Source organism: Desertimonas flava (assembly GCF_003426815.1).
In the GTDB taxonomy this organism is placed as follows: Bacteria; Actinomycetota; Acidimicrobiia; order Acidimicrobiales; family Ilumatobacteraceae; genus Desertimonas; species Desertimonas flava.
The window spans coordinates 1-22672 of record NZ_QKYK01000051.1 but is presented as its reverse complement, the minus strand read 5'-3'; the positions used below and the strand labels follow the sequence as shown (position 1 = coordinate 22672).

General features: G+C 69.9%; 20 protein-coding genes and 1 pseudogene. 10 read left to right on the top strand and 11 right to left on the bottom strand.

The annotated features are described in order from the left end of the window. Positions 1–190: 190 nt before the first annotated feature. Entirely contained in the window at positions 191–1825 is a 1635-nt protein-coding gene (locus tag DN771_RS28150; protein WP_117000905.1) for an acyl-CoA mutase large subunit family protein, read from the bottom strand. 62 nt (positions 1826–1887) lie between these two features. Here DN771_RS28150 and DN771_RS28145 point away from each other — a divergent pair, with 62 nt between their 5' ends. Genes DN771_RS28145 through DN771_RS29910 form a run of 3 tightly spaced genes read left to right on the top strand, consistent with a single transcriptional unit; the run spans position 1888 to position 3754 of the window. Then, positions 1888–2430 carry a MarR family winged helix-turn-helix transcriptional regulator gene (locus DN771_RS28145; RefSeq protein ID WP_117000904.1) on the top strand — a complete coding sequence of 181 codons (543 nt, stop codon included), beginning with the start codon at positions 1888–1890 and terminating at the stop codon, positions 2428–2430. Positions 2431–2474: 44 nt separating this feature from the next. Continuing rightward, on the top strand, positions 2475–3374 hold the full coding sequence (locus DN771_RS28140; protein WP_162942517.1) for an EamA family transporter: 900 nt from the start codon (positions 2475–2477) through the stop codon (positions 3372–3374). After that, positions 3371–3754 carry a hypothetical protein gene (locus DN771_RS29910; RefSeq protein ID WP_162942516.1) on the top strand — a complete coding sequence of 128 codons (384 nt, stop codon included), beginning with the start codon at positions 3371–3373 and terminating at the stop codon, positions 3752–3754. Before DN771_RS28140 ends, DN771_RS29910 begins: the two co-directional genes overlap by 4 nt. A gap of 12 nt (positions 3755–3766) precedes the next feature. Here the strand turns inward: DN771_RS29910 and DN771_RS28135 are convergent, their stop codons facing one another. The 6 genes from DN771_RS28135 to DN771_RS28110 all read right to left on the bottom strand — a co-directional run bounded on the left by DN771_RS28135 (position 3767) and on the right by DN771_RS28110 (position 10482). Then, entirely contained in the window at positions 3767–5203 is a 1437-nt protein-coding gene (locus tag DN771_RS28135; RefSeq protein WP_117000902.1) for an ABC transporter substrate-binding protein, read from the bottom strand. 114 nt (positions 5204–5317) lie between these two features. Next, the gene (locus DN771_RS28130) at positions 5318–6727 is read right to left on the bottom strand and encodes an ABC transporter substrate-binding protein (RefSeq protein ID WP_162942515.1); all 1410 of its coding nucleotides are present in this window, start codon (positions 6725–6727) and stop codon (positions 5318–5320) included. Positions 6728–6816: 89 nt separating this feature from the next. Next, positions 6817–8070 carry a branched-chain amino acid ABC transporter permease gene (locus DN771_RS28125; protein ID WP_117000900.1) on the bottom strand — a complete coding sequence of 418 codons (1254 nt, stop codon included), beginning with the start codon at positions 8068–8070 and terminating at the stop codon, positions 6817–6819. A gap of 2 nt (positions 8071–8072) precedes the next feature. After that, a complete protein-coding gene (locus DN771_RS28120; protein WP_162942514.1) occupies positions 8073–9014 on the bottom strand; it encodes a branched-chain amino acid ABC transporter permease in 942 nt (313 codons plus the stop codon). A 2-nt stretch (positions 9015–9016) separates the two neighbouring features. After that, a complete protein-coding gene (locus DN771_RS28115) occupies positions 9017–9724 on the bottom strand; it encodes an ABC transporter ATP-binding protein (RefSeq protein ID WP_117000898.1) in 708 nt (235 codons plus the stop codon). Beyond that, positions 9721–10482, bottom strand: coding sequence for an ABC transporter ATP-binding protein (locus DN771_RS28110; RefSeq protein ID WP_117000897.1), 762 nt, complete (start codon positions 10480–10482; stop codon positions 9721–9723). The genes DN771_RS28115 and DN771_RS28110 overlap by 4 nt, the downstream gene beginning before the upstream one ends. A 131-nt stretch (positions 10483–10613) precedes the next feature. Here DN771_RS28110 and DN771_RS28105 point away from each other — a divergent pair, with 131 nt between their 5' ends. The 3 genes from DN771_RS28105 to DN771_RS28095 all read left to right on the top strand — a co-directional run bounded on the left by DN771_RS28105 (position 10614) and on the right by DN771_RS28095 (position 14578). Continuing rightward, positions 10614–11312 (top strand): DUF305 domain-containing protein, encoded by a 699-nt coding sequence (locus DN771_RS28105; protein WP_117000896.1) that lies wholly within the window; start codon positions 10614–10616, stop codon positions 11310–11312. Positions 11313–11376: 64 nt separating this feature from the next. Next, positions 11377–12999 carry a neutral zinc metallopeptidase gene (locus DN771_RS28100; RefSeq protein WP_162942513.1) on the top strand — a complete coding sequence of 541 codons (1623 nt, stop codon included), beginning with the start codon at positions 11377–11379 and terminating at the stop codon, positions 12997–12999. A 19-nt stretch (positions 13000–13018) separates the two neighbouring features. Beyond that, entirely contained in the window at positions 13019–14578 is a 1560-nt protein-coding gene (locus tag DN771_RS28095; RefSeq protein ID WP_117000894.1) for a Ppx/GppA phosphatase family protein, read from the top strand. A gap of 45 nt (positions 14579–14623) precedes the next feature. Here the strand turns inward: DN771_RS28095 and DN771_RS28090 are convergent, their stop codons facing one another. The 3 genes from DN771_RS28090 to DN771_RS28080 form a co-directional block, all read right to left on the bottom strand. Then, complete coding sequence (locus DN771_RS28090) at positions 14624–15841, bottom strand: L,D-transpeptidase family protein (RefSeq protein WP_117000893.1); 1218 nt, start codon at positions 15839–15841, stop codon at positions 14624–14626. A gap of 22 nt (positions 15842–15863) precedes the next feature. Continuing rightward, entirely contained in the window at positions 15864–17036 is a 1173-nt protein-coding gene (locus DN771_RS28085; RefSeq protein ID WP_117000892.1) for a L,D-transpeptidase family protein, read from the bottom strand. Positions 17037–17185: 149 nt separating this feature from the next. Beyond that, on the bottom strand, positions 17186–17968 hold the full coding sequence (locus DN771_RS28080) for a glycosyltransferase family 2 protein (RefSeq protein ID WP_117000891.1): 783 nt from the start codon (positions 17966–17968) through the stop codon (positions 17186–17188). 121 nt (positions 17969–18089) lie between these two features. On the opposite strand from DN771_RS28080, the gene DN771_RS28075 reads away from it, so the two are divergent. The 4 genes from DN771_RS28075 (at position 18090) to DN771_RS28060 (ending at position 22446) form a co-directional block, all read left to right on the top strand. Continuing rightward, positions 18090–18629: a hypothetical protein gene (locus DN771_RS28075; protein ID WP_117000890.1), complete on the top strand. Its 540-nt coding sequence runs from the start codon at positions 18090–18092 to the stop codon at positions 18627–18629. Positions 18630–18640: 11 nt separating this feature from the next. After that, positions 18641–19996: an argininosuccinate synthase gene (gene argG / locus DN771_RS28070; RefSeq protein ID WP_117000889.1), complete on the top strand. Its 1356-nt coding sequence runs from the start codon at positions 18641–18643 to the stop codon at positions 19994–19996. Between the two features lie 16 nt (positions 19997–20012). Next, the gene (locus tag DN771_RS28065; RefSeq protein WP_205528815.1) at positions 20013–21272 is read left to right on the top strand and encodes a cytochrome P450; all 1260 of its coding nucleotides are present in this window, start codon (positions 20013–20015) and stop codon (positions 21270–21272) included. Between the two features lie 103 nt (positions 21273–21375). Continuing rightward, positions 21376–22446, top strand: coding sequence for a M20 family metallopeptidase (locus DN771_RS28060; RefSeq protein ID WP_117000906.1), 1071 nt, complete (start codon positions 21376–21378; stop codon positions 22444–22446). Here the strand turns inward: DN771_RS28060 and DN771_RS30235 are convergent. Beyond that, positions 22436–22672, bottom strand: a pseudogene (locus tag DN771_RS30235) (hypothetical protein); the annotation flags it as partial. The gene DN771_RS28060 and the pseudogene DN771_RS30235 overlap by 11 nt on opposite strands.

Here is a 22672-nt window from a genome sequence, read left to right as displayed (position 1 = left end):
CGCCGACCGCATCATCCGACGCATGTGGAACGACACCCGCCAACAAGCCCAACCCATCGCCGCATGACCACCCTCCTTGACAAAGGAGCAACTCCGCCGCCGCCTCTTTCAACTCTTCAGTGCGAGCGAAGCGAGCTCAGATCAACTCGCCGCAGGCGGCGAGCGAAGCGATGCCGCCGAGGACGAAATTTCAGATGGTCGGGACTTCGACGTGGCGGCCGAAGACTTCGCCGAGCGTCGCCATCACCTCGCCGAGCGTGGCGTAGCTGTTGACGGCGTCGATGAGGGCGGGCATCAGGTTGACCTCGGGATCGGCGGCGTCGGCGCGCACCTTGGCGAGCGCCGCGGCGACCGCCGAGTCGTCGCGCTGCCGGCGCACCTCGTCGAGCCGCTTGAGCTGACGGGCCTCGTCCTCGTTGGTGATCTTGAGCAGCTCGATCTGATCCTCGTCGTTGCCCTCGGTGTAGCCGCTGACGCCGACGATCGTGCGGCGACCCTCGTTGAACGCCCGCTCCAGCTCGTAGGCCGAGTCGGCGATGCGGCGCTGGAACCAGTTGTCGTCGATGCCGGCGAAGGCGCCCTCGAGCATCGAGCCGCCACCGATCTCGTCGAGGTGGGCGAAGATCTCCTCCGCCTCGGCCTCGAGACGGTCGGTGAGATCCTCGAGGTACCACGAGCCGCCGAGCGGGTCGGCGACGTTGGCGACGTTGGTCTCGTGGGCGATCACCTGCTGGGTCCGCAGGGCGATGCGGGCGGCCTTCTCGGTGGGCAGCGCCAACGCTTCGTCCATCGAGTTGGTGTGCAGGCTCTGGGTGCCGCCGAGCACGCCGGCGAGCGCCTCGATGGCCGTCCGCACGATGTTGACCTCGGGCTGCTGCGCAGTGAGCGAGACACCAGCGGTCTGGGTGTGGAAGCGCAGCTGCATCGAGCGGGGGTTGGTGGCGCCGTAGCGCTCCTTGAGCCAGCGGGCCCAGATGCGCCGGGCGGCGCGGTACTTGGCGATCTCCTCGAAGAAGTCGATGTGGGCGTTGAAGAAGAAGCTCAACCGAGGGGCGAAGGCGTCGACCGCCAGCCCGGCCTTGGTGGCGAGCTCGACGTAGGCGAAGCCGTTGGCCAGCGTGAACGCCAGCTCCTCGGCGGCCGTCGAGCCGGCCTCGCGGATGTGGTAGCCAGAGATCGACACCGGGTGCCAGCGCGGCATCTCGGCGGCGGCGAACGTGATGGTGTCACGGACCAGGCGCATCGACGGGCGCGGTGGGAACACGAACTCCTTCTGCGCCTGGTACTCCTTCAAGATGTCGTTCTGCAGCGTGCCGCCGAGCGCGGCGCGAGGGGTGCCGGCCTTCTCGGCCTGGGCGACGAACATGGCGAAGATCACCGCGGCCGGCGAGTTGATCGTCATCGACGTGGTGATGCCGCCGAGGTCGATGCCGCGGTAGAGGTCCTCCATGTCGGCGAGGCTGTCGATGGCGACGCCGCAGCGTCCGACCTCGCCGAGCGACATCGGGTCGTCGGAGTCGATGCCGAGCAGCGTGGGCATGTCGAACGCGGTCGACAGACCGTCGCCGCCCGCTCGGACGATCTCCTTGAACCGCCAGTTGGTGTCGATGGCCGTGCCGAAGCCGGCGAACATGCGCATCGTCCACACCTTGGAGCGATACATCGAGGCGTACGGTCCGCGTGTGTAGGGGTACACGCCCGGGAACTCGCCATCGGCGGGGCCGTAGACGGGGTCGACGGGCAGCCCCGACATCGTGGTGAAGTCGCGATCGCGGACGGCGGAGGAGTCGAAGGCCTGCTGCCACTGCTCGCGCGGGGAAGTCATGCCAACCATGATACTTGGACGTCCAACTATTTTCTAGTCGGCCCTTGTCTACGATCTCCCGGATGGCCAGTCCTTCCCGTCGGCAGCAGGCGAGCAACGGGCGCCGGCCGCTGCCGTTCGACCCGATCGCCGAGGCCTTCCGGCAGTGGACGACGAACGATTGGGGTGAGGAGGAGGCGATGGCCGCGACGACGTCGATCATGCGCGCCCAAGCCCTGATCCTCAGCCGCGTCGACGCCGCCCTGGCCCCGTTCGGCCTGACGTTCGCCCGCTACGAGGTGCTGGCCCTCCTGCAGCTCACCCGGACCGGCTCGCTCCCCCTCGGCAAGATGGGCATGCGCCTGATGGTCCATCCGGCCAGCGTCACCAACGCCGTCGACCGGCTGTCGGACGCCGGCCTCGTGCGACGGCGGCCACATCCCACCGACGGGCGCACCACCCTGGCCGAGATCACCGATGCCGGCCGCGACGTCGTCACCAGGGCCACCAAGGAACTGGCGGCCATTCGCTACGGGCTCGACGACCTGTCCGACGACGATTGCCGGCAGATCACCGACATCTTCGAGGAGCTCCGCCGCGGGGTCGACTTCACCGACACCCCCTGAAGGCCCTCGCAGGATTGCCTGCGGCGACCCCTAGCCTGCGAGCCGTGAACGGCACGGACCAGCAGCGAGGTATCCGGGCGGGAGTCCTGGCCTACCTGATCTGGGGCCTCCTCACCATCTACTGGAAGCGCCTCGCCGACTTCGACCCCGTCGAGCTGATCGGTTGGCGGATCGTCACCGCCACGATCGTGATGGCCGTGGTCATCACCGCCCGCCGGAGTTGGCCGGTGGTCCGCGGCGCGCTGGCCGACCGGTCGTCGCTGCGCTGGATCGTGGGCGCGTCGGTGCTGCTCACCGGCAACTGGGGCGCCTACGTCTACGCCGTCGTCCACGGGCGGGTGCTCGAGACGGCGCTCGGCTACTTCATGGCCCCGCTCGGCACGATGGCCGTCGGCATCCTCGTGCTCGGCGAACACCCCACGCGTGCCCAGAAGGCGTCGATGGTGCTGGCGGCGGCAGCGATCGTCGAGCTGACGGTGTCGTACGGCAGGGTGCCGGTTGCCGCCCTCGTGATCGCCGTGTCGTGGACGTTCTACGGTCTCTGCAAGCGGCACATCCCCCTCGGCGGCGTCGACAGCTTCGCCGCCGAGTCGTTCGTGCTCGTCGTTCCGGCCATCGTCGCCGTCGCCGCCCTGGCCAGTCGCGGCGACAGCATCCCCCGGTCGGGATCGGCCGGCGAGCTCACGCTCATGGCGTTCAGCGGCGTGGCGACCGCGGTCCCCCTCAGCCTCTTCGCCTTCGCCGCCATGCGGGTCCCGTTCACCATCCTCGGTCCCATCCAGTACCTCGTGCCGATCATCAACCTGGTGCTCGGCTGGCTGGTGTACGACGAGCAGATGCCGGCGTCGCGTCTCGTAGGGTTCGGATTGGTATGGATCGCGCTCGTGCTCGTCACCGTCGACCGGATCCGCGTCAATTCGGCCGCACGCCTCGCCACGTCATGATCCGCGCGTCCGCTCCGCTCGCCGTGGCGCTCGCGGCCGCCGTGCTCGCCGCGTGCAACGCCGACGCCGGCGACTTCCAGTCCGACGCCGAGAAGTACATCGAGGACGCCGACGCCGTCTCCGACGCACTGGGCGTCGAGTTCAGCGACGCCGAATGCGAACGCCCGCGGGCAGCCGCCGCCGGCACGACGTTCACGTGTGTCGCCTCGGGTGACGACGGCAACGTGTGGCGCTTCACCGCCGAGATCGTCGGTGACGACGAGTACCAGATCACCGCCGCCGACACCGTGCCGGCACGCGACGAGGGGGGAGCGGACACCTCCGCTCCCCCCTCGTCAGCAGGTTCGGTCGGCTCGAACGCCGACTCACAGCCCGGCTAGCCGGGCCGGGCGTCAGCCGGTGGTGGCCGGCGCCTCCGCGCTGTCGTCGTTGGCATCGCTGCCGGCCGGGGCGGCGCCCGACCCACCACCGATGGGAGCGGCCACCGTCGGCTCACCGGCGTCGGGGCTCGACTCGTAGCTGTACGGCTCGCCGACGTCGACGAAGTGATGGTCGGCGAACGAGTACTGGACGATCTGGATGTCCTCGTTGTACTGCGTGTCCTCCTCGCCGTTCATCACGTAGTTCATGCCCTCACGCAGCAGCGTGGGGTGGAAGTTGAGGTTGCGGGCCGCGTTGATGATCGACGCCCGGGTGAGCCCGTCGGGCGAGTTCGCCGCGTCGATGAGCACCTGCACCGTCACCTCGGCGGCGTTCCAGCCGGCGCCACCCGTGGTGATGATGTCGCCCAGCCCCTGCGCCTCCATCTCGGCGATGTAGCCGGCGACCGGCTCGGCCGCGGCGACCTCGGGATTCGAGACGTCGCGCAGGCCCATGCTCGCCGACGTGTAGATGCCGTCGGCGGCCTCGCCGGCGAGCGCCAGGATCAGGTCGCTGGCGCACGTGTTGGTGAGGTACACGGCCGGTTCCCAACCGTCGACGGTCGCCTTGACCGACGCCAGTTCGGTGAGGAAGCTGATGCACTGGGCGCCGAGCGGCGTCGCCACGATCACGTCGGGCTCGGCGTCGGCGATCGACTGCAGCTGCGCGGTGGGCGCCGCCTCGTCGGTCTGCTCGATCGACTCGTCGGCCACGATCTCGAGGCCCGCCTCGTCGGCGGCTTCCTCGAAGGCGTCGGACGACGCCGCGCCGAACGCGTTGTTCACCATGAACGTGGCGACGGTGGCCTCGGGGAAGTTGTCGGCGATGCTCTCGGCGTAGCCGCGGAACTCGCGGTCATACGGCGTGAGCAGACCGGTGGTCCACGGGTAGTCGCTCACCTCGTTGCCCCAGCGGGGGTCACCCGTGAGCAGGTTGAGCATCGGCACGCACTCCTCGTTGAGGGTGTCGCGCACGGCCTCGGCGCCGCCGGTGCCGATGAGGCCGGCGATGACGGAGGCGCCGTCGTCGAGCAGGCTGTCGACCACGCCCGGCGTGTTGCCGGGGTTGTACTGGTCGTCACCGATGATGGCGGTGATCGTGACGCCGGGCAACAGCCCGTTCTCGTTGGCGTAGGCGATGTACGCCTGGAAGCCGCGAGCCGCCGGCTCGAATGCCGCGGCGGCCGCGCCCCCCGACAGCGGCATCGCCGAACCGACGATGATCTCCCCCTCGATCGGAGCGTTGACTGCGTCCTCGTCGGGACAATCGCTGGTATCGACCGCCCACCCATCGCCCCCGTCGGGTGATGTCGCACCGGCGGTGCCGGCGGCGACCCCGCCGCCCACCGCTGCTGCGGCGGCGATGAACGCGACCGCGCGACGACCCGGACGTGTGACTCGACGAACCATGAAGTACTCCCCTTGTTGTGTGGTCCCTGTCGTCGTCGCCGGAGCGACGACGACAGGGAGGTTACCCGGGGTTCGGCTGGGCTGTCAGGCCGGTGTCGGGCTGGGTTGGGCCGGTCAGCCGGCCGTGGTGACGGGGGCGGCCGAGCCCCCGCCGGGCGGCGTGGACGCGCCTGCCCCGGGCATGGCCGCGACCACGAGCGGGGCGGCCGTCGCCGGCGGACCGGCATCGGTGGACGTCTCGTAGTCGTAGACCGCGCCCGTCTGCTCGTAGTGGTTCTCGCTGGCCAGCCACCGCGTCATGTACATCGTCTCGGCCTGGAAGGTGTCGTCCATCCCGTTGGTGATGGAGTTGACACCCTCGAGGGCGAACATCGGGTGGTAGTTCATGTTGCGGGCGGCGTTGATGATCGACGCCCTGGTGAGCCCGTCCGGCGACGCCGCCGCCTGCTGCAGCTGGTGCACGGTGGTCTCGGCGAACGACCATCCGGCGAGCCCGGTCGTGATGATGTCCCCGAGGCCGGCGGCGTTCATCAGGGCGATGTACTCGGCGACCGGCGACTGCGCGGCGACCTCCGGATCGGTGATGTCGGGACCGGTGGTGACCGTGAGCACCCCTTCGCCGTTGGCGCCGGCAACGCCCATGATCAGGGCGCTGGCCGCACAGGTGGTGGTCATGTAGACCACTGGCTCCCATCCGGTGTTGGCGGCCTTGACGGCGGCCAACTCGTTGAGGAAGTTGATGCACTGCACGCCGAGCGGGGCGGCCACGATGACGCCCGCCTCGGACTCGGCGAACGCGTTGAGCGCGGCCGAGGGCGGCGACTCGTCGGTGGCGTCGATCGCCTCCTCGGCGACGATCTCGAGGCCGGCCTCGTCGGCGGCTGCGGTGAAGCCCTCGGCGAAGGCCTCACCGAAGGCGCTGTTCGTGCTGAACAGCGCCACCGTCGCGTCGGGCGTGTTGGCCACGATGTCCTCGGCATAGGCGCGGGTCTCGAGGTCGTACGGGATCAACGCGCCCGTGAGCCAGGGATAGTCCTCGGCCTCGTCGCCCCAGCGCGGGTCACCGGTGGCCACGTTGATCAGCGGGACGCACTCCTCGCCCAGGGTGTCGCGCACGGCCTCGACGCTGCCCGTGCCGATCATCGCGGTCACGAAGTGGGCACCCTCGTCGAGCAGGGACTCGACGGCGGCGGGCGTGTTGGCCGGGTTGTACTGGTCGTCTTCGACCTGGAGCCTGATCGTGTAGCCGGGCAGCAGCTCGTTGGCGTTGGCGTAGTCGACGTAGGCCTGCATCGCCTGGGCGACCGGCTGGTAGGCGGCGGCGACCGGGCCCGACAGCGGCATCACCGAACCGACGACCACCTCGCCTTCGATCGGCGCGTTGACGGCGTCCGGATCAGGACAGTCGGATGTGTCGACGGCCCACTGCTCGCCGTCGTCGGGCGCGCTGGCCGACGCGACGGCAGCTCCCCCGATCGACACGACAGCGGCCAACGCAACGGCGCGACTCGCACGACGGATCATGTGCTCCCCCAGTGGAATGAAGTGGTGGTGTGGAGTGGGACCGGGTCCCCCGACCCGGTTGCTGGCCGCGGCTGTCACCGCGGCACTCGTCACTCTACGTCGTCCGTCGCGGGCGGTGCTGCGCCGATGTGACCGCCCACCGGGACGTCGCCGGCGGGCGCTTCCTCCACCGGCACGCCGTCCTCGGCGGCGTGCAGCGACAACGGCGGCGGCGCAGCCGCCGGTCCGGTGCCGGCCGGCTTGGGCACGATGACGACGAACCGGGCGGCGATGCGCTTGAACAGGCCGACGAGACCGAACGGCGCGACGAACATCATGATCAGCAGCACGATCGCCGAGATCAGCGAGGCGGGCGATCCCGTCATCCACCCGAAGAGGGTCTGCATGACGCCCGTGATGCCGCCGGCATCGTCGTTGCTGGCGTCGGCGCCCCAGTCGCGCGCCGTCGTGTCGAGCAGGACGTAGAGCACGGCGCCGACGATGGGCCCCCAGAGGGTGGCCGGCCCGCCGACCACCATCACGACGAGGAAGATGATGGCGCCGAGGAACGAGTAGTACGGCACGTCGACGGCGTTGACGAGGTTGCCGCGGATCGAGAACAGCGACCCCGCGGTGGCGCACATCGCGGCCGACAGCCCGAACACGACCGCCTTCGTGCGGGCGGCGTTGACGCCCATGACGACGGCGGCCGTCTCGTTGTCGCGGATGGCGATGAGGGAACGACCGACCCGGCTCTTCACGACGCCGCGGCACACGAGGTAGCAGAGCACGGTGACGAATACGGCGAGCCAGTACATCCAGATCGCCCGGGCCTCACGCGGAGAGTCGTCGCCGACGAACGGCAGTGTCGGCACGTCCTTGTAGGCGATGCCGCTGATGCCGCGAGCTCCCTCGGTGAGCCACTCGGCCTTCTCCCACTTGACGAACGCCGGGAACAGCACGGCGAGGGCGAGCGTGACGAGGGCGACGTAGATGCCGCGCAGGCGCAGGGCCGGGAGCGACACCACGGCGCCGACGACGAAGGCGATGGCCGCGCCCACGGGGATCGTCCACCCCTGGGTCCACCCGTAGCGCTCGAAGAGCACCCCGGTGGTGTACCCGCCGATGCCGAAGAACGCCGAGTGACCGAGCGAGATGATGCCGCCGTAGCCGATGAGCAGGTTGAGCGACATGGCGGCGATCGACAACTCGAGGGCGAACGTCATGTCGGAGATCGTCCCCGTGGCCGAGAAAACGGGGACGTAGAGGACGGCGGCGAGGGTGGCGGCCACCCACACGGCACGGATGAGCCAGTGCTGCGGCGAGTTGGTGGGGATGAGCAGGCGGTTGGAGGCGGTGCTCATGGCTAGACCCGCTCCACGCGCGCCGTGCCGAACAGGCCGGACGGTCGGATGAGGAGCACCACCACGATCAGCGCCAGGGCGACGACCAGCTTCATCTCCTGACCGACCCAGTCGGGCTGGTACTCGGCGGCGGCGTTCTCGACGATGCCGATCGACAGACCGCCGACGATGGCACCCAGCGGGCTGTCGAGGCCGCCGAGCATGGCCGCGGCCGTGGCGTAGATGAAGGCGTTGGCCAGCAACGTCGGGGTGATCGTGCCGACGGCACCGGCGTAGAGGACGCCGGCCAGGGCGGCGAGCGCACCGGCGAGGCCCCACGATCCCCACAGCACACGTCCGGTGGGAATGCCGACGAGCCGGCTCGAGTCGGGATTGCTGGCCACGGCCCGCATGGCGAGGCCGGCCTTGGTGTACTGGAACAGGCCGTAGAGGAACGCCCCGACCAGGGCCATGGCGATCAGGTTGCCGACGTCGTCGAACCGGAGCACGGCGCCGAAGATCTTCACGAAGTCGTCGTTGTCGTTCGGGAAGAGGCTGTCGAGCGTCTCGGTGGGCGGGTCGTTCCAGACGCCAGCCATGGCCGCGTCGATGCCGAGCAGCAGGGCCACGAGGGCGACGAGGACGGCGAACGGCGAACGGCGGCCCAACGGGCGCACGATCAGCACCTCGGTCAGTGCCGACACGACGAAGATCGCCACCATCGCGGCGATCGTGCCGAACCACAAGGGGATGCCCCAGTGCAGCAGCGGCAGCGTCCAACCGGCGAACAGCCAGGCGATGTACGCCCCGAGCGTGCCGAAGGCGCCCTGGGCGAAGTTGATGTGGCCGCTGCCGCGGTACGACACGACGAGGCCGAGGGCGACGAGGGCGTAGATCGCGCCCGACGACAGGCCGAGGAACAGCACGTCGAGGAAGCGGTCGAGCTGGAAGATGGTCGACAGCACGGTCAGTACCCCAGGTAGGCCTTGCGGATGGAGTCGTCGGCGGCGAGCGAGGCGGCATCGCCACTGGCGACGATGCGGCCCGTCTCGAGCAGGTACACGCGACTGGCGATGCCCATCGCGAGGTTGGCGTTCTGCTCGACGAGGAGCACGGCGATTCCCCAGCGTTGGTTGAGGTCGGCGATGATGCCGAACAGCTCCTTGGTGATCAGCGGGGCGAGTCCGAGACTCGGCTCGTCGCAGAGCAGCATCTTGGGCCGGCTCATCAACGCCCGGGCGATGGCCAGCATCTGCTGCTCACCGCCCGACAGGCTGCCGGCCCGCTGGGTGCGGCGCTCGCCGAGTCGCGGGAAGGTCTCGTACCAGAGGTCGACGTCGAGACCGATCTCGTTGTCGGATCGCGTGTAGGCGCCGACCCGCAGGTTGTCCTCGACGCTCAGCTCGGGGAACGTGCCACGGCCCTGCGGGACCTGGGCGATCCCGAGGCGGACGATCTGCTCGGCCGGCGTGTGGGAGATGTCGGTGCCGTCGAACGTCACCGTTCCGTGTCGTGGGATCATGCCCGAGATCGCCCGCATCGTGGTGGTCTTGCCGGCGCCGTTGGCACCGAGGATGACGACGATCTCTCCCGGTTCGACCGACAGGTCGATGTCGTCGAGCACGTTGACCGGCCCGTACCCCGCGCGGAGCCCCTTCACCTCCAACGTGCTCATTCACTGGCTCCCAGGTAGGCCTCGATCACCTTCGGATCGTTGCGCACCTCGTCGGGTGTGCCCTCGGCGATCTTGCGGCCGAACTCCATGGCGACCACCCGGTCGGAGATGCCCATCACCATCGACATGTGGTGCTCGACGAGGAGCACGGTCAGGCTGAACTCGTCGCGGATCCGCACGATGGTCTCGCCGAGCTCGTCGACCTCGCCGTGGGTGAGACCCGAGGCCGGTTCGTCCATCAGCAGGAAGGTCGGCCGGGCGGCGAGGGCGCGGGCGATCTCGAGACGCTTCAGGGTGCCGAACGGCAGGCCGGCGGCCGGCCGGAACATCAAGGGCCCGAGGTCGAGCTGGGTGAGCAGGTCACCGGCGAAGTCCCGCGTGCGGCGGTTGTCCCGCGCCACGCCGATCCGGCTGATCGCCTGGAGCACGCCCACCGTGCCCTGGCTGTGCGCGCCGACCATCACGTTGTCGAGCAGGGACATCGAAGGGAACAGCGCGAGGTTCTGGAAGGTCCTGGCGATGCCGCGCTTGGCGATGCCGTGGGCCGGGATGCCGAGCAGGTCGGTGCCGTCGTACAGCACGGAGCCGGACGTCGGCTCGTAGATGCGGCTGACGACGTTGAACATCGTCGTCTTGCCGGCGCCGTTGGGGCCGATCAGGCCGCAGATCTGGCCCCGGTCGATGCTGAACGAGAGCCCGTCGAGCGCGACGATTCCGCCGAACGTGACCGTGATGTCCTGGACGTCGACGTATGACACGACTGCGCCTGCTCCCCTCTCTCGACCGACGTCGGCGCTGACGCTCGGGCACCGTAGCAGGAGCGCGCGGAACGTGAGGCGACTGTCACTCCTGGTGGGAAGATGGTCGCCGAGTCGGCCACACTGGAGTCGTGACCAGTGACGGAGGCGGCCTCGACCCGACCGTGACCGAGCCCGACGACGACACCGACGACGACACCGGCGAGACGGTTGACGACGACGATGTCGTGGTGCTGTCGTGGTGGCAGCACCCGGTCAACGTCATCACGATGCTCGTCGCCACGGCCCTGATCGGCGGGATGATCGGCTGGTTGATCGGCGACGCCGGCAACGACGTGGCCACGTCCGACGCCGACGTCGGCTTCCTCCAGGACATGCGGGTCCACCACGAGCAGGCGGTCGAGATGAGCCTGACGTTCCTCGGTCTCGACGACGTCGATTCCAACCTGGTCGCCGAGGCCCGCGGCATCGCGTTCGGCCAGGCGATGGACATCGGCGTGATGATCCAGCTGCTGCGCGACATGGACGCCCCCACCGAGAGCGAAGAAGGCCAGGCGATGGCCTGGATGGGCATGGCGATGAACGACGAGGACATGCCAGGGATGGCCACGGCCGAGCAGCTCGCCGAGCTGCGCGCGTCGAGCGGCACCGATGCCGACACGCTGTTCATCGACCTGATGTCGGCCCACCACGAGGGCGGCATCGAGATGTCCGAGACGGCCGCCGAGATGGTGGAGAACGACGACGTCCGCGAGTACGCCGAGGCCTGGGCCCGCAACCAGCGCACGGAGATCGCCGAGATGGACGCCCTCCGCCCGGCCGCCGGCTGACCCATCCGGACGGCGATCCGGCCTGCAGGCGTCTCGCCCAGGGCGTCGCCTACACTGCCAACGCGTGCGCCGCCGACCCTCCATCGCCCTTGCCGCTGCCGTGGTCGCGGCGATCGTCGCCGGCGTGTCGGGCGTGGCCGTCGGAGGATCCTCGACGCCCGACGGTGCGGTCGGGATCCAGCCCGGCGCCGCTCCGAGCACGCTGCCGATCCCGTCGGTGCCCGGCATCCCCGTACCGTCGGCCGTTCCCTCCGTCCCGGCTCCCACGACGGCCTCGCCGACCGCAGGCCTGCCGACCTCGACGCCCACCACGCTGCCCCCGCCGACGGGCATCGACCTCGCCGGAGTCGTCGACGTCGGCGAGGCCAAGCCGGCGCGCACCTACGACAGCTACCTCGCCGCCGCCCTGAAGGACATCCAGGACTGGTGGCGCAGCGAGTTCCCGCGGCTCTACGGATCGCCGTACACCGAGCTGGCGGGCGGCATCTTCGCCGCCTACCCCCAGCGGGTGGCGCCCATTCCGGGATGTGGTGGTGCGAGCCCGCAGACGAGCTACCAGGAGGTCAACGACTTCGGGGCGTTCTACTGCAGCCGCGGCGACTTCATGGCCTACGACGACGGCGAGCAGGGCATCCTCTTCCAGCTCGCCGAGAGCTACGGGCCGGCCGTCCTCGCCGTGGTGCTCGCCCACGAGTTCGGCCACGCCATCCAGTTCCGCACCGGCGATCTCGACCGCGACGTCGAGACCGTGCTCACCGAACAGCAGGCCGACTGCTTCGCCGGCGCCTGGTCCCGGCGGGCATGGAACGGGGAGACCCCCGGGCTCGACTTCACCGACGACGACGTCCGCACCGGCCTGATCGCCCTCGTCGTCGTGCGCGACCCACCCGGCTACAACGTGTTCGAGCCGGGTGGCCATGGCAGCGCGTTCGATCGCATCGGGGCCTTCCAGCAGGGCTTCATCGGCGGCGTGGACGCGTGCACCGGCCTCATCGACGACCCGCTGCCGTTGCTGGCCAACGAGTTCGTCACCACCACCGACCTCCAGACGCAGGGCAACGCACAGTTCGGCTACGGCGACAACCAGATCATGGGCATCGTCCAGAACGACCTGATCAACTTCTGGCCCCGCGAGGCCGCCCAGTACGGCGGTGAGGTGCCGCTGATCCAGCTCCGCCCGACGACCGACCCCATCGGCGACAGCTGCAACGATCCGATCGGCCTCGCCGAGTCGGCTGCCGTCTTCTGCGCGGCGACCAACGAGGTGGTGTTCGACGAACGCCGCGCTCGCGAGCTGTTCGACGACTTCGGCGACTTCGCGGTCGGCTACGCCATCGGTCACGCCTGGGCCGACGGCGTGCAGGCGGCACTCGGCTACACGCTCGGGGGAGAGGATCGTTCGGTGATCTCCGACTGCATGGTCGGCGCCTGGGTCGCCGGTGCGCTCACCCCGCCCGACAACTTCGAGGGGACCACGACCACGTCGCCCGTCCACCTCCAGCGGGTGATGGCCGTCTCGCCCGGCGATCTCGACGAAGCGGTGCAGACGGCGATCATCATCGGCGACCCCGGGTTCAACGACGACCTGAAGGGCAGCGCCTTCGAGAAGATCGCCTACCTCCGCCTCGGCGTGCTCGACGGCTTCGCCCGATGCGTCACCGAGGCCAACAGTCTCTCCGCAGGCTGACGGCGGAGGCGGACCGGACGTGAACCTGGCCGCACTCGACATCGGGACGAACAGCTTCCACCTCGTCGTCGCTCGGCCGGTGGCCGGGTCGGGGTTCGAGACGATCACCCGAGAGAAAGAGGTCGTGCGCCTCGGGTCGGGCGGCGGCGACATGAAGCTGCTGACCCCCGAGGCCATCGACCGTGGCGTGGCCTGCCTCACCCGCATGCGCGGCATCGCCGAGAGCCACAACGCCGTGATGCGGGCCGTGGCGACGAGCGCGACGCGAGAAGCGGTCAACTCGCGCGACTTCATCGAGCGGGCGGCCGCCGAGGCGGGCGTCGAGATCGACGTCATCTCGGGACTGGAGGAGGCCCGGCTCATCCATCTCGGCGTCCTGCAGGCGGTGCCGGTGTTCGACCGCCGGCTGCTGCTGATCGACGTCGGCGGCGGCTCGACCGAGCTGCTGATCGGCGAGTGCGGCGAGACGCTGGCGGCGCGCAGCTTCAAACTCGGCGCCGTCCGCCTCACCGATCGCTACTTCCCCGACGGGGACGTCACCCCGAAGGCCGTCAGAGCCTGCCGCAGCTACATCCGCGGCGTGGTCGAGCACTTCAGCCGGGACGTCACGCGCTTCGGCTTCGAGGTCGCCATCTCTTCGTCGGGCACGGCCGAGACGGTCGCCCGCATGGTGCACGCCACCCGCGGCTCATCCGCGTTCGAACCGCTGCGGACCTACAACTGCTTCGAGTTCGCCACGACCGAGCTCGACGCCGTTGTCGACCGGCTCACCGAGCACCGCACGGCATCGGCCCGGGCCAAGCTCGACGGCCTGGAATCCACCCGCGCCGACATCATCGTGGCCGGCGCGCTGATCCTGGCGACCGTCGCCGAGACGTTCGGCATCGACACGTACACGTTCTCCGAGGCCGCCCTCCGCGAGGGGGTGCTCCTCGACACGATGAACCGCATCGAAGGCGACGATCGCCCCGGAGCGGCGGCCCTCCACCATCTTCGCGACGTGTCGCGCCGCAGCATCAACCAACTGGTCGAACGCTGCGACGAGGACCCCGCCCACTCCCGTCATGTCGCCGGGCTCGCCGTCTCGCTGTTCGACGAGCTCACCGAACTGCACGACCTCACCGGGCGACCCCGCGAGTATCTCGAGGCGGCCGCCCTCCTGGCCAACGTCGGCCTCGTCATCGCCCACAGCAAGCACCATCTGCACGCCTACTACATCATCCGCAACTCCGAGCTGGCGGGGTTGACCGATGGCGAGATCGAGCTGATCGCCCAGATCGCCCGCTACCACCGCAAGAGCGAACCGAAAGCGTCCCACCAGGCGTTTGCCGCTCTCGACGCCGACCAGCAGCGTCTCGTGCGCTCGCTGGCGGGAGTCCTCCGCGTGGCCATCGGGCTCGATCGCCGGCACGAGGGACGGGTGCTGGGAGCGACCGTGGATCGAGCGGGCCCCGACGGCCCGCTCCGCGTGCTCGTCAAGTCCGACGAGGACGTGAGTCTCGAGATCTTCGCCGCCGACGAGCGCAAGGGCCTCCTCGAGCAGGTCGTCGGCCGGGCGATCGAGATCGCTCCCGCCTGACGCTCCGGCGGTAACAGATGGTGCCAGGCACCATCTGTTACCGCGTCAGGGCGTGATCGGCGCCTCGGTCGTCGTGGTGGGCTCGGGGGCCGCCGTGGTGGTCGTCGTGGTCGGAGGAGCCGGCGTCGGCGCCGGCGTCGTCACGGGCGGGTTGGTGCGCGGCGGCTGGGTCTGCGGCGGCTGCGTCTGCGGCGCCTGGGTCTGCGGCGGGCGCGTCGCCTGCGGCACGGTGGTCGGCGGCTTCGTGGTGGTGGACGCGGGCTCGGTGGTGGTGGTCGTCGACGCCGCCCAGTCCGGATCGATGCGATCGAAGATCGGGAGCTGCTCGCCGTAGTACTCGGGCTCGTGCTCGCCGTCGAACACGAAGACCTGGTCGCCCTTGGCCACGTGCTCCTGGTACCGCTCACCGATGTACATCGGCAGACGGATGCACCCGTGGGAGGCGGGATGGAGCGGGATGTCGAGGGCGCCGTGGATGGCGATGCCGTAGTTGAAGTACCCCGGGTCGTACATGCCGCCGAGGGCGCTCTGACGACGTCCCTGCACGAACCGGTCGTACGTGAACACGCCGCCCGGCGTGAAGGCGACGCCGAGCAGCTTCAGCTCGATCGGCTCGGTGCCGTTCTCGTTGCGGGCCTCACCGGGGTCGATCGTGACCATCTCCCGGTACTCCTCGCCGTCGCCGCTCGACATGTGGCTGATCAGCACCGGCTCGTCGTTCACGAAGAAGATCACGACCTGCTCCGGGAGGTACACCTCGGTGTGGTTCCTCGTCGCTCGGCCCTCGCTGGCCTTACGCCGGGGCTCGATGCGGATGTCGTCCTGCATGCGCTGCCACATCTCGTCGGTGACGACGCCGGTGGCCTCGCCGCGCGGCACCCCGAGGACGAGCTTCTCGAACGCCCACACCGCCTGCTGGGTGAGCAGGCCGAAGCTGCCGTCGGCGGGACCTGGTTCGAACCCGAGTTCCTTGAGTCGTTCCTGCAGGTTCTGCACCGACGTGCCGGCAGAACCCATCCCCAGCGGTTGCGAGAGGGTGGTGCGGTGCTCGGCCGCCGTGGTGGGCGCCGCCGACGTGGCCGCGGCCGTGGTGGGCGCGCTGGACGTGGACGAGGCGGCGGCCGCCATCGTGGTGGTGCTGTCGTCGGCCTCTCCGCCACCGCCACCGCCACCACCTCCGCCGAACCCGCCGGCGACGCCGGCGATGACGACGGCTCCGATCAACGCCGCGGCCGCGACGGCGGGAAGCTGACGAGCGGCCACCCCTGCCCCCACCCGCCCCGCGTCAGCCGCCGACCGGCGGTGAGGTCGTCGTGGTCGTGGTGGTGGCCGTCGTGGTGGCCGGGGCCGGTGTGGTGGCCGGCTGTGTGGCCGCCGGAGCCTGGGCCTGCGGCTGGGGAGCCTGCGTGGCCGGCGCCTGCGTGGTGGAGGGCGGCTTGGTGGTGGTCGTCGTGGTGGCGAGCCACTCCTGGTCGACGCGGTTCCACGGATACGGCGTGGTGCAGTCCTCGGGCTCGACCTCGCCGTCCCACACGTAGACCTTGTCGCCCTTGCCGATGAACTGGTGGAACCGCTCGCCGATGTACTTGGGCATGCGGATGCAGCCGTGCGACTCACGGGTCAGCGGAACGTTCTCGGCGCCGTGGAGGGCGATGCCGTAGTTGAAGTACGCCGGGTCGTACATGCCACCCAGGATGCTCTGGCGGCGGCCGGCCACGAACCGGGTGTACTCGAACACGCCGCCGGGGGTGACGGCGAGGGCGACCATGCCGAGTTGGATCGGCTCGGTGCCGTTCTCGTTCCACGGCTCGCCGGGGTCGATGGTGACGACCTCGCGCCACTCCTTGCCGGTGCCGCTCGAGGTGTGGCTGATGAGGACGGGCTTGTCCTTGCGGAAGAACACGGCGACCTGGGACGCCAGGTAGACCTCGGTGTGGTTCTCCGTGGCGACACCCTCGCTCCACCTCCGGTACGGCCGGATCTCGATGGGGTCCTGCATGCGTTGCCACATCTCGTTGGTGACCACGCCCGTGGCCTCGGTGGCCGGCACGTTGAGGATGAGCTTCTCGAAGGCCCAGACCGCCTGCTTGGTGAGGAGTCCGAAGCTGCCGTCGGACGGCCCCGGCTCGAACGCCAGCGTCCGGAGACGGTCCTGCAGCGCCGTGACCTCGGCGCCGGCCGATCCCTGGCCGAGCGGGCCCGACAGGTTGGTCTTGACGGGTGCCGGCTGGGTGGTGGTGGGCGCCGCGGTCGTCGTCGGCGCCGCCGTGCTCGGAGCCGTCGAGGTACTGCTGTCGGCCGCGCTTCCGGCGTTCTGGTCGTCGCCTCCGCCTCCGCCCAATCCTCCGGCGACCCCGGCGACGACGACAACCCCGACCACACCGACGGCGGCAACCGCCGGGACCGACTTGAAGAGCTGGCGGCGGGAGAACTGGTGGTCGTCGTTGAAGGCGTTCATCGGGTCGAGAGCTGCTCGGGCGCGGGGCCCACGTCCCCGGCAAACCGCCAGCCTAGCGGCGGTCCGGCGACCCGTTCCGGCGGGTCGAGCGGCCGATCGCGGCGGCGGATGTCACACGGCCACCTCCAGCGCAACCTCCCACTCGGGGCTCAGCCGCCGGTCGTGCGATCGGCCACCGGCTTGACCTTTTCCAGGTCGCCGCGCAGCTTGATCATCTCCTTGACGATCGTCTTGATCACACCGGGCGAGCTGAGGGTGGAGACGCCCCGGGTGCGCGGGAAGTAGTCGACGCCGAACTGCAGCAGCTCGTACCCCGACCGGGTGGCCCGGATGATCAGCTCGGCATCGATGAACGAGCCCTCGCTCCTCAGCTCGATGTTGTCGAGCACCGCCCGCCGGCACACCTTGAACGCGAAGTTGATGTCGCGCGCCTTGACCCCGAACAGGCTGCGAATGAGCAGGTTGTAGAAGAACGTGTAGATCGCCCGCGTGTAGCCCTCGCCGGTGCGATCGAATCGGTAGGCGCTCACGAGGTCGGCCTCGTACTCGCGCATCAGCCGCAGCGCCCGGGGCACCTCGGTGAAGTCGAAGGGCAGGTCGGCGTCGGTGTACAGGACGATGTCGCCCTTGGCCGTGGCGAACCCGGTCTTCATCGCCCCGCCGAGCTTGCGGTTCACCGGGTGGTGCACGACCACCACGTGCTCGTCGGCGGCGGCGAGGGCGTCGGCGAGCTCGGGCGTCTTGTCGGTCGACTTGTCGTCGACGATGATCAGCTCGTAGTTGCCGATGTACCCGGCCTCGACCATCTCGTCGCAGATTCTGCGCGCCGCGGCGATGGTGCGCTCGACGTACAGCTCCTCGTTCCACATCGGGAAGAAGATCGACAGCAGCTCGTTCGAACGAGCGTCGGGTTCGAGCGGATCCAACGGCATGAGTCGGCCAGAGTATCGGCCCCACCGGCGGCGTTGTCGTCGTTTGCCGCTCCCTGCCGGTGGCGCGGCGAACCGGCCCGCAGCGTCGGCGGACGATCCAGCACGTACCATCGACGCCGCCATGGAGCTGCCCACCGACGCATCATCTCCGGGGCCGCTCCCCCCTCCCCCGCCGAGCCCGCCGCCCCCGCCGCCTCCGCCGCCGTCGCGGCCGGCCGCAGCCGAACGTCATCGGCCGCGCCTGCCGGCGCCCGGCGAGCTGACGACCACCTGGCGCGTCGTCACCGCCCTCGTCTGGGCCGGGGTGTTCGTGGCGTTCATCGCCGTGTGGAAGACGAGCGTCGAGCTGGGCATGACCACGTGGTGGCTCGGCCCGCTGGGCGACCCCCGGCCCGCCCCGATCCGGATGCTGCCCTACGTGCCCCCGACGCTGATGGTGATGATCACGCTCAGCAGCAGCCGCTTCGTCCCGTACGCCGGCCTGGCCGCGTCGGCCGTGCTCGCCGCCATCGGCGCCGCCGACCTGACCAGCACACAAGGCAGCGCGGTGCCTCGTATCGCCCTCGTCGAGCTGGCGATCGCCCTCGCCGGCCTGCTGGTCTCGATCGCCGGGTTCTCCGGGCGCTACCGCCCAGCTCCCGACACTGACCCCGACCGGTAGCGTCAGCCACGATGAGCGCTACTGAGTCGGCCGGCCGGGTTCTGATGTCCCTCCCCGTGGGGGAGCGAGTGGGGATCGCCTTCTCGGGCGGCCTCGACACCTCCGCGGCCGTGGCCTGGATGCGTGAGAAGGGAGCGATCCCCTACACGTACACGGCCGACCTGGGTCAGTACGACGAGCCCGACCTCTCGGGGGTCCCCGACCGGGCGAAGGTCTACGGTGCCGAGGAGGCCCGCCTCGTCGACTGCCGCCCCGAGCTCGTGCGCGAGGGGCTGATGGCCTTGCAGTGCGGGGCGTTCCACATCACCACGGCCGGCAAGACGTACTTCAACACCACCCCCCTCGGCCGCGCCGTCACCGGCACCCTGCTGGTGCGTGCGATGCACGAGGACGGCGTCGACGTGTGGGGCGACGGCAGCACGTACAAGGGCAACGACATCGAACGCTTCTATCGCTACGGCCTGCTCGTGAACCCGGCGCTGCGGATCTACAAGCCCTGGCTCGACCCGGCGTTCGTCGGCGAGCTCGGTGGCCGCGCCGAGATGAGCGAGTTCCTCCAGGCCCACAACCTGCCGTACCGGGACTCGACGGAGAAGGCCTACTCCACCGACGCCAACATCTGGGGCGCCACCCACGAGGCCAAGTCGCTCGAGTCGCTGTCCACCAGCCTCGAGACTGTCACGCCGATCATGGGCGTGGCGTACTGGGATCCGGCCGTCGACATCCCCACCGAGGACATCACGATCGAGTTCGCCGAGGGCTGGCCCGTCGCCATCAACGGCACCCACTACGACGACCAGGTGGATCTGGTGATGGAGGCCAACGGCATCGGTGGCCGCCACGGCCTCGGCATGTGCGACCAGATCGAGAACCGCATCATCGAGGCCAAGAGCCGCGGCATCTACGAGGGGCCCGGCCTGGCCCTGCTGCACATCGCCTACGAGCGACTCGTCACGGCCATCCACAACGAGAACACGATCGAGAACTACCGCACGATGGGCCGGCGCCTCGGTCGCCTGCTGTACGAAGGTCGCTGGTTCGACCCCCAGAGCCTGATGCTGCGCGAGCCGCTGCTGCACTGGGTGGGCGCCGCGGTCACCGGCACGGTGACGTTGCGCCTCCGGCGCGGCGACGACTACTCGATCCTCGACACCGACGGCCCCAACCTCACCTATGCGCCCGACCGGCTCTCGATGGAGAAGGTGGAGGACGCCGCGTTCGGCCCGCTCGACCGCATCGGCCAACTCACCATGCGCAACCTCGACATCGAGGACTCCCGGGCCAAGCTCGACGTCTACCGCTCGGCCGGCACGCTCGGCCGCGGCGGCGCCCTCGAGCTGGACCCCACGCGCGAACCGGCCGACTGACGACGAGGTCGACCCGGTGAGCAACGACCTCTTCGCCGACGGCCAGTTCGTCGTCACGTTCGACCGGGCCGGCACGCGGACGCCGAGCCATCCGACGCGGCCGGAGATCGAACTGCTGTCACCCGACTTCTACGGCGCCCGGTTCGACGAGCTCACGGTGTGGATGCGCGCCGAGGCGCCGATGTACTGGGACGACTCCGTGGGCATCTGGGGCGCCGCCGCCTACGAGGACGTCAAGCGGCTCAGCCGCGAGTGGCGCACGTTCTGCTCCGGTCAGGGCTCGCGCCCCGAGAGCTCGGTGCCGTCGATGATCAACATGGACCCGCCCGAGCACACCCGGCGCCGGCGCATGGTGAGCGCCGGCTTCACGCTGCGCCGGGTCCAGGATCACGAGCCGTACCTGCGTGACCGCGTCACCCGGTTGATCGACAGCGTGATCGAGCGTGGCGAGTGCGACGTCGTCGCCGACATCGCCACGCCGCTGCCGATGTACATGATCGGTGAACTGATGGGGCTGCCCGAGGCCGACCACGCCCAGCTGCTCCACTGGTCGGACCTCTTCGCCACCGGCGGCTCGGAGATCGGTGAGCAGGTCGTCGAGGCCGTGCGGGCGTACTCCGACTACATCCTCGCCAAGGTCGCCGAGCGACGCGGCGGGACGGCCGAGGATCTCGTCAGCCTCGTCGTCAACGCCGACGACGAGCAGGGTCCGCTCAGCGACGTCGACCTCGTGTTCGAGACGATGCTCGTCCTCGTCGGCGGCGACGAGACCACACGCCACGTCATCTCCGGCGGCGTCGCGGCCCTGCTGCGCCATCCCGACCAACTCGAGCGGCTGCGGGACGAGCCGCAGCTGCTGCCGGGGGCGATCGAGGAGATGCTGCGTTGGGTCACGCCCATCCGCAACATGAACCGCACCGCCACCGTCGACGTGGAGGTGAACGGCCAGCAGGTGCGGGCCGGTGACCGAATCCTGCTGCTCTACCCCTCGGCGAACCGTGACGAGTCGGTGTTCGAGGATCCCTATCGGTTCGACATCACCCGATCACCCAACGACCACGTGTCGTTCGGCGCGTTCGGGCGCCACCACTGCCTCGGCGCCCCACTCGCCCGCCTCGAGCTGCGGGTGCTGTTCGAGGAGCTGATTGCCCGCCTCGACGACCTCGAACTGGCGACCGCCAACGACCTGCCGCGCCGCCGCGGCAACTTCGTGCTCGGCCTCGAGGCCCTGCCCGTGCGGTTCCGGCCCGGGGCGCGCCGCGCAACCGCCATCTGAAGTCCGGCGACAGCCAGGTACCGTGCGGACCGTGACGGCCAGCGATTCCGCCCTCGACGGGTCCGACGCCCTCGATGAGTTCGATGGCTTCGACCTGGACGTGATGGTCGACGACCTGCGCCGGCTCGTCGAGATCGAGTCCCCGTCCCACGACGTGCCGGCCGTCGAGGTGTCGGCCGCAGCGGTGGCCGAACTGCTCGAACGGGTCACCGGCCGATCCCCGCGGATCGTCGACTCGCCGGTGGGGCCGCACGTCCACTGGCAGGGCGGCGGCGAGCCACGGGTGCTCCTCGTCGGGCATCACGACACCGTCTTCCCGCTGGGTGCGCTCGCCGAGCGGCCGTTCACGGTGAGCGACGGGCGGGCCACGGGGCCCGGCGTGTTCGACATGAAGGCCGGCATCGTGCTGGCCGCCCACGCAGTCGCCGCCCTCGACGACCCGTCGGGCGTCGAGATCCTCATCTCGAGCGACGAGGAGGTGGGTTCGGGAGCCTCCCGACAGCTCATCGAGGAGCGCGCCCTGGCCTGCGGCAACGTGCTGGTCCTCGAGCCCTCCGCCGACGGCGGGGCGCTGAAGACCGGCCGCAAGGGTGTGGGGACGTTCGAGATCAGCATCGACGGCCGCGCCGCCCACGCCGGGCTGGAGCCGGAGAAGGGCGTGAACGCTCTCGTCGAGGCCGCCCACCAGGTGCTCACGGTGGCGGGCTTCGCCGCGCCCGAGCGAGGCACGACCGTCACTCCCACCATCGCCACCGCCGGGACGGCCGAGAACGTCGTGCCGGCCTCGGCGCGCGTCAAGGTCGACGTGCGCGTCGCCGTGATGGACGAGGCGGCGCGCGTCGAAGAGGCGTTCGCCGGCCTCACTCCGGTCGATCCGGCGGCATCGGTGAACGTGGCCGGCCGCGTCAACCGGCCACCGATGGACGAAGCCGCGAGCGTGACGTTGTTCGCGACGGCACGAGCCGTCGCCGCAGAACTGGGTTTTGACATCGCCGGGGTGGCGGTGGGTGGCGGCAGCGACGGCAACTTCACCGCTGCCATCGGCGTGCCGACCCTCGACGGTCTCGGGGCCATCGGCGGCGGTGCCCACGCCGATCACGAATGGGTGGACGTCGCCTCGCTGCCGCGTCGCGCCGCACTCATCTCCGGTCTGCTACGTCGACTCACTGCCTGATGGCCCAGGGTGGGGTCCGGCGTGTTCCGGGTCCGAAGGCTGGTGGGGGTGGGCAGTGGTAGGTGCGTCCGGTGGGGGTGATGATCTCAAGGGTTGGCGAGTGTGGATGGTCGGGGTCACGGTGCTTGCGGACGGTCCAGCCCGGTAGCTCCTTGAGCAGGTTGTAGGACGCGCAGGCGGTCTGTCCGTTCTCGACGGCTGAGTCGTGGCTCTGTGAATAGGGGTT